The organism is Magnetococcales bacterium (assembly GCA_015228935.1).
Lineage (GTDB): Bacteria > Pseudomonadota > Magnetococcia > Magnetococcales > DC0425bin3 > HA3dbin3.
This window is the reverse complement of sequence record JADGCO010000163.1, coordinates 1-6,161: the sequence shown is the minus strand read 5'-3', so window position 1 is coordinate 6,161 and position 6,161 is coordinate 1. Positions and strand designations below refer to the sequence as shown.

The following is a 6,161-nucleotide window of genomic DNA, read 5'->3' as shown; positions in this document are numbered from 1 at the left end:
CCAGGAGGAAGCGGCTCTGCCCTTCCTCCTGGCGGGGTTTGGGGCGGAGCCCCAACAAGGTCTTTCATGCCAAATCCTTTTGTTGAAGGGGTTCTGAATCTTTACTTTTTTAAAGACTTTTGCGGTTATTCATGCCTGATTGTGTTCCCGTTCCTGTGCCACCCGGCATCCGGCCAGGGCCAGACCGGTCAGAATGATGGAGAGCGGTTCCTCGAAAAAGACGCCTTGATTGTGGAACAGGGCCACGCCCAGCACCGCCAACAGGGAGGCCGTGAGGCCGGGCTGGAGAATTTCCAGCAAAGGGTCCCCGCGCACGCCGGCCTTGAAGCGACGCAACGCTCTGAAAATATTGATCAAGAACATATAACCAAGAATCCAGCCCGGAATGCCGATATTCATACCCAGGTTGACATAGTGGTTGTGGGCGTAGGGAATGAACAGTTTCGGGTCGAGAATTTTCATGCGAATGCCCAGAAACTCCGACCCGTAATCGAGGCGGCTGGCACCGGTCAGGGGATGATTCAGGACCGATTTGATGCCGCTGGCCAGCCAGTGAAAGCGATCTGTGGTATCTTCTCCTCCCTTGATGCGGTCGAACAGGGTCTGGGAGTGCAGGTTGTTCATGCTGGAACGGGTGGCACCAAACTCTTTCCAGAGATATCCCGTCATGATGAGGATCACGAGCATGGGGACCAGAAACCCCCGATGCAGGTTCCAGCGGACAATCAAATAGAGCAGGGCCGGAATCGCCATGACCAGGGGTGCCCGTTCGGCATTGTAGTAGAGGGCGACCAGGAAGAGTCCGACACTCAAGGCCCAAAAGCGACTCGCATAGGCCCGGGCCAGGGTCAGGGCCAATACGGGTGCCCCCCCCACGAGATAGCCGAACATGAAATGTTCCCCGGAAAGCCCTGACAGCCAGAGACGTTGCCCACTGACCCCCTTGCTGACCCCTGTACTTTGCAGCATCCAGTCGCGGATGGATTGGTAGGGTTCGCCGATAAAATAAATCAGCAGGCCCATGGTTGCGGAGACCAGAATGCCCAGACCGGCGGCCATGGCCAGGCGGCGCAACTCTTCCGGGGTGCGAACCAGAACCGAAAACAGGGTCAGCTCGATGGCTGTCCGGATGGCAGTGGCTGGAAATTCATGATCCGGCTTGTCCAGAAAATAACCCAACACATAATCCCAGATATTGAAAATGAGCAGAATGGCCATGATGGCACGGGCTTCGCGGGGCATTTCCTGCAAGCGGTTGGTGTTGAGAAACAGATAGCCCAGACCCACCATCAGCACAAAATTGATGGGGGCCAATCCGGTTCCAGGTATTTTGGGGAGGGTGACAAACTCCAGAAACACCGCCAGCATCAACAGATGGATCAGCCAGCGCGGGCCGGCAGAGGCAACGGGCAGCGTGGCCTTGTCCGGTCTGGTGGTCATGCCGGTGTCCTCTGGCTGGGGGTGGCATGGGTTCGGGGTGTGGAATCCGGGTGCAGGAGGCGGCACAAAATGGCATCGAGCTGGTGAGCCAATGTGGTCAGGGCATATTCCCGCACGACAAACTCCCGGGCCGCCTGGCCAAGGCTCAGGCGCAGGGCGGGATTTTCCCGCAGGTGATCCAGGGCCTGACGCACGGAGGCCGGTTCATCGTCGCACAGGAGACCATTGACACCATCGGCGAGGATGTTGGTGATGCCCTGGCCGTGGGTGCCGATGCAGGCCATGCCACACGCCATGGCCTCGATGAGGGCCTTGGGATGACCTTCGGTGATGCCGGTGATCAGATAGGCTCCCATGCGGTGCAACAGGGCTGGCAGCTCTTCATTCTCCACCCGGGATATGAAGGTGACTTTGGCCTCCAGGGTTTGCGCCAGGGTTGCCAGTTCGGTGCGTTGGGGGCCGTCGCCGATGACGGTCAGGTGGTAGTCGGTCCGGGCAATGGCCCGAATTGCCAGATCGACCCGTTTGACGGGGTGATGCCGGGCGATGGTGACCAGGGAGAGCGGATCGGGGGTGATGGCGGGATCGGGTTGAAATCGGTCGGTATCGACATTGTTGGGGTGGACGGAAATTTTTTCCGGGGGAACGCCATAATTGTTCATCACCCAGGTGCGCAGTTCCGGCGTGGGCACCACGGCGTGATCGCACACATCGTAGACCTTGCGTTCCAGGTCGCGTCGCAGGCGGGCGCGCCACTCTCCGGCCATTCCGGAGAGGGGAAGCTGCTCGCCGAACACGGCCCCGGAGCGGGCCAGCAGCGGGGTGCCCCAAACCCATTTGGCCACGATGGCCGGCCACCCCATGTGGGCCTGGTTGGTGATGAGGACCCCCTGCCGACGGGTCGCTGACCAGCGCAGAAAAGGCATGAGAAGATAGTAGACAGTGCGCAACTTGCCGCGCAGAAAGGGGTAGGGCCACAAGGTCCAGACCCGGGCCGGAAATCCCGGGTCGGGGGGAATCCGGTCCCGGTCGTAGGTGACCAGGGTGATGCGCCAGCCCATTTGTTGCAGCAGGCGATAGATGGCGAGTTCCCGATGCAGGGTGCCGGTACGGACCCACTGCTGCAAACCCAGGCCGTAGGACATGAAAAAATAAATTTCCGAACGTTGCGCAGGCATATCAAAACAATAAAAAAAACAAATTGAAAAAAAAGAGGGGGTCTGGGGGATTCATCCCCCAGTGGGGTCTGGGGCGAAGCCCCAGTGGGGTCTGGGGCGAAGCCCCAGTGGGGTCTGGGGCGAAGCCCCAACAGGTTCTTTCATGCAGATCATGATTCAATTTTCGGTCTCCACAGATGATATATCAGGATTAAAAACCTGCAATGCGTCTGACCCTTGGCGCTGAAAAACGCGCCAAGGGTCAGACCAAGGCCCGCCCCCTGGGCTTTTTTTGCAAAAAGCGCAAAAAAAGCCCTGTGAAAAGGGGGGCGTCAAAAAAAACAACATGGGGCGCTGCCCCAAACCCCGCAAGGGCGCTGCCCTTGACCCGCAAGGGCGCTGCCCTTGACCCGCCAGGGAGCCAGCCCCCTGGACCCCGATAAATTTTGCCAGACTTTCTTTCATGGCCATTCAAACATTTTGGTCCATCTTCTTGCGACGTGGCAACAAGGATCGCAACCGTTCACCCAGTCGGCGACGATCACTCGTTTCCAGAATACCAAACCAGGCCAAAGGCGCGACCACCAGCAGAACACCGAATCCATTCAAGAGAAAAAAAAGCCAGTTTTTGGCCACAAAAGGGGCAAGCCAACTCGTGACGGCCAGCAGGATACCGGAGACCATGACCGGTCGCACATAAATCCGCAGCAGCCCGCTCGGAGTCAGGTCCAGGGTATGGGCCACCACAACCCAGAACAGACCGATCAGCAACAACGTGCCCACGGACTGGGCCAAAGCAACCGCCACCAGTCCCAGATGTGACTTGAGCCAGAAAAAGCCGCCAAGGTACACCATCGCACCCAGAGTCAACGCCCAGGCCTTTTCCCGCAGGCGCAGGGCGGAATCGACGATCATCAATTCCAGGTTGCTGACAGCCGTGGTCATGGTCAGGATCACCAGTGCCTGGGTCAGGTGTTGCCCGCCAAAAAAAGCCTCTCCCACCCAAAGGCGCAAAAAGGCTCCATTCAGCAGGATCACGCCGCAACCGGTCAAAGTCAGGCCAAACCACAGGACGCGCACCATTTCACCGCGCAGCCGGACCAGACGCTCCTTTTGGCCGCTGCCGAGCAGCTCTCCCACCCCGGGCAGACCGGCATCGAAAAATTGCAGCAGGGGTTCCATGATCCGGTCCATGATGGCCCGGGTGAGGGTGTAGAGCGTGACACTTTTGGGTCCAAAATGAAAGCCGATCAGGATCAAATCCCCGGATTTGAAAATGCTGCGGCAAAAGGCGGCATGCAGGTTCCAGAAATTGAGCATGAAAAACTGCCGCACCATGCCGGGCAGGGGGCGACTGATGCCAAACCAGGGCACATGACGCCGCACAATGATGAAGTTGGCCGTACCCACCAGGGTGATTTGCAGGGCCGAGCCAATCAGGACCGCCGGCAAACCAAAACCCAGCAGGACCAGACCATAAATGGACAGATTGGCCAGGATGATTCCGGTGGCCTGGACCCCCATGGACCGGTATTCGCTGTTGAGGCCCTGCAAGATCGATCCCGGCAAATTCAAGAGTGGCGTCAACACCACCACCACCCCGGCAATGATCAATCCCAGTTGCACCGTCGGCACATGGGCTTCAGTCACGGGAATGAGTCGGGGGGCATAATAGACCAGCAGCCCGGAAAACAGGGTCAGCAGGGGAATGGTCATGCACCACACCTGCAACGCGGCCCAGACTTGACGCCGTTTGTCGAGATCATCGGTCGTGGCGGCGGTACGGGCCAGGGTCAGACGCAAGACACCCATGGGCCGGAATTGTCCCATGGATAAAAAATTCATCTGTTCACGAATCACCTGCCAGGCACCATACATCTCCTGGCCCAAACCCAGCAGGACCGTCGGCGTGATCAACAGCGTGATGAGGCTGGCTGCAATATGGGTCAACACCCGATTGGAAAAAGCGAGCAAAGCCCTGGCAGTGCGGGTCAAAGAACGTTCTGGCATGGGGAATCCCTGGAAAAATCTTGAATATGTTCAGGGTAAGCCCGAAATTCCGCAGTTGAAAGGGATGTTCAAGGCTAAACTTTCCTTGCGACACCAGGTTTCCAGGGCAATGGAGTCGAAAAGACTGTAAACTTATTATTGACTTGCATCGATAAGTTGATACAGTCGGATCTGATAGATTTTTATGGGGAGGATACGTGCCATGATTCGGGAAGCGACAGTCATGACGGTTTGCCAGGATCTTGGTGAACTGCTCAACGAGGTTCAATATCGGCGCGACACCGTTCTGATTACACAGGATGGGAAACCGGTGGCTGCCATGGTTAACATTGATTTATTTGAAAAAATCTGCATGATGCATGATGAATTTCAACAGATGACGAACGAATTGGCATTTGCCTGTTCTGCCCAGGACCAGGTTTTGGTAGAAACCGAGATTGCGGAAGCTGTGAGAGCGGCCCGAGGCCGTTAACAATGAGAGTTGTTCTTGACACCAATGTCCTGATCTCTGGCCTCATGTTTCCAAATGGTATTCCCGGAAAAATTGTTGCGGCTTGGCAAAGGGGCGATTTGCGGATGGTCATGAACGAGGCCATGGTTGTTGAAGTGAATAAAGTGTTGGCTTATCCAAAAATTCGCCATCGTTTACAGTGGGATGATCAACATATAATCCGGTTTGTAAACGTATTGCGTAATTTTGTGGAGATGGTGGCCATGTCAAGCTTGAATATTATCGATCTTCGCGATTCCAGTGATGCTCCGATTTTGGCTGCATTTTTTGTGAGTGGAGCGGACTGTTTGATCACTGGGGATCAGGACTTGTTGGTATTGCAAGATCAGTTTACCATCCTGACTCCTGTGGAGTTCTGGCAAAGGCACGGGTCTGGAATAAATTTACACAAAGCCAATAGGATCAATTAAATTAACGTATAATCATTAATATTTAATTTAACACTCTTCATCGAAAAGAATAACGATTTTAAAAAGTGACGTTATTATCCGAAAGTCAAGTTTATCAACTCAGGATCGCGGAAAAATAAGAACAGCTTGGCGCTATTTTTATAGTCATTGTGTCAAGAGTTGATTATCCCGTCCCATGCCGACCCATTTTTATGGGTTGAAACACACCGTATGGTTTATCGCCGTTGTCTGATTGGTACCAAAGCCCAATGTACGGAAGAGGAGATGAAACATGGGCCAGATTGTCATTCCCGACATGGTTGACACGATCATCCGCCAATTGGAACAACAGGCGGCGGCACTGCGTCTGACTCTTGGGGATTCGTTAAAAAAATCCTGACCGAAGCAAGAAACCATGCCGGTGTTGAGATGGTGGCAAAGGTTGATGAACTTATTTGTAGATAATTTACATTTCAATCATGGATGCAAGCAATGTCCGAGAAACAAAAAACAGAAGCGTTGCCCAAAAAACCAAGGTCAGAAGCCCCTCCACCGCCTCCTCCACCGAAAAGAACGACGATTTCGGAAAGCAATGTGATTATCCGAAAATCAGGTTCATCAACTCAGAATCGCGGAAAATAAGAACAGACTTGA

Annotated in this window: 5 protein-coding genes; 2 read left to right on the top strand and 3 right to left on the bottom strand. The window is 54.8% G+C overall.

Annotated elements, in window-relative coordinates:
* Nucleotides 1-129: 129 nt before the first annotated feature.
* The 3 genes from HQL65_20050 to HQL65_20040 all read right to left on the bottom strand — a co-directional run bounded on the left by HQL65_20050 (nt 130) and on the right by HQL65_20040 (nt 4,607).
* The gene (locus tag HQL65_20050) at nt 130-1,440 is read right to left on the bottom strand and encodes an O-antigen ligase family protein (protein ID MBF0138529.1); all 1,311 of its coding nucleotides are present in this window, start codon (nt 1,438-1,440) and stop codon (nt 130-132) included.
* The gene (locus HQL65_20045) at nt 1,437-2,585 is read right to left on the bottom strand and encodes a glycosyltransferase family 4 protein (GenBank protein MBF0138528.1); all 1,149 of its coding nucleotides are present in this window, start codon (nt 2,583-2,585) and stop codon (nt 1,437-1,439) included. Before HQL65_20045 ends, HQL65_20050 begins: the two co-directional genes overlap by 4 nt.
* Nucleotides 2,586-3,068: 483 nt before the next feature.
* Nucleotides 3,069-4,607: a lipopolysaccharide biosynthesis protein gene (locus HQL65_20040; protein ID MBF0138527.1), complete on the bottom strand. Its 1,539-nt coding sequence runs from the start codon at nt 4,605-4,607 to the stop codon at nt 3,069-3,071.
* Between the two features lie 202 nt (nt 4,608-4,809).
* Here HQL65_20040 and HQL65_20035 point away from each other — a divergent pair, with 202 nt between their 5' ends.
* Both HQL65_20035 and HQL65_20030 read left to right on the top strand, forming a co-directional pair.
* The gene (locus HQL65_20035; GenBank protein ID MBF0138526.1) at nt 4,810-5,079 is read left to right on the top strand and encodes a type II toxin-antitoxin system Phd/YefM family antitoxin; all 270 of its coding nucleotides are present in this window, start codon (nt 4,810-4,812) and stop codon (nt 5,077-5,079) included.
* A gap of 2 nt (nt 5,080-5,081) precedes the next feature.
* Complete coding sequence (locus tag HQL65_20030) at nt 5,082-5,528, top strand: putative toxin-antitoxin system toxin component, PIN family (GenBank protein MBF0138525.1); 447 nt, start codon at nt 5,082-5,084, stop codon at nt 5,526-5,528.
* Nucleotides 5,529-6,161: the final 633 nt, after the last annotated feature.

Coding starts and splice junctions, on each gene's coding strand:
- HQL65_20030 (MBF0138525.1), top strand. CDS start 5,082: ATGAGAGTTGTTCTTGACACCAATGTCCTGATCTCTGGCCTCATGTTT.
- HQL65_20045 (MBF0138528.1), bottom strand. CDS start 2,585: ATGTCCTACGGCCTGGGTTTGCAGCAGTGGGTCCGTACCGGCACCCTG.
- HQL65_20035 (MBF0138526.1), top strand. CDS start 4,810: ATGATTCGGGAAGCGACAGTCATGACGGTTTGCCAGGATCTTGGTGAA.
- HQL65_20040 (MBF0138527.1), bottom strand. CDS start 4,607: ATGCCAGAACGTTCTTTGACCCGCACTGCCAGGGCTTTGCTCGCTTTT.
- HQL65_20050 (MBF0138529.1), bottom strand. CDS start 1,440: ATGACCACCAGACCGGACAAGGCCACGCTGCCCGTTGCCTCTGCCGGC.